At 67.0% G+C, this 703-nt stretch carries 1 pseudogene; it reads left to right on the top strand.

Annotated elements, in window-relative coordinates:
- Nucleotides 1-199: 199 nt before the first annotated feature.
- Nucleotides 200-703, top strand: a pseudogene (locus F6Q13_RS18805) (site-specific integrase); the annotation flags it as partial.

Raw genomic sequence — 703 nt, 5'->3', positions numbered from 1 at the left:
CCCCGCCACCGAGCGGGTGCCAAGACAGTTGTGCGTGCCCCCGGCAGGATTCGAATAGTTCAGCCGCGGGTCTGTGACCAGTGCGTTCAGCGCCGTGACCAGCAACAACCCACCACAGTGGTGTGCCGCCGTGTAGCGCCGTGTAGTGTGTTCTGGCACGTGTTTGGCACGCACAGCAGCCTTTGGGAGGATCCGCATCATGCCGCGACGTCGCCGCTTCGGGAACATCCGCCGACTGCCCAGCGGGCGCTGGCAAGTCCGCTACCTCGACCCGCGAACAGGGTTGCAGGCGAAAGCGCCGCGCACTTTCGAAACCCGCGGCCACGCCGAGGCTTGGCTAGCGGACCGGTCGAGGGAAGTCGACCGTGACGTGTGGAACCCCGCAGCAGCCACCAAAGACGCGAAACCCGTTGTCCTGTTCGGGGATTACGCCCAGCGGTGGCTCGACACCCGCACCGTGGCCGGGCACCCGCTGCGGCCCCGCACCAAACGCCTCTACCAAGGCCTGCTCACCAACCATCTGCTGCCGGCGTTCAGCAACACACCGCTAGCGGGGATCGCGGCCGCCGATGTGCGCGACTGGCACGCCGGTCTTTGCCTCGACGCCCCAACGTGCCGTGCGCATTGCTACGCGCTGCTGCGCGCCATCTTGAACACCGCGGTGGCCGATGAGTTGATCGACGCTAATCCGTGCCGTGTGCGC

The organism is Mycobacterium sp., assembly GCF_008709575.1.
Taxonomy (GTDB): Bacteria; Actinomycetota; Actinomycetes; order Mycobacteriales; family Mycobacteriaceae; genus Mycobacterium.
This window is presented reverse-complemented; position numbering and strand designations above follow the sequence as displayed.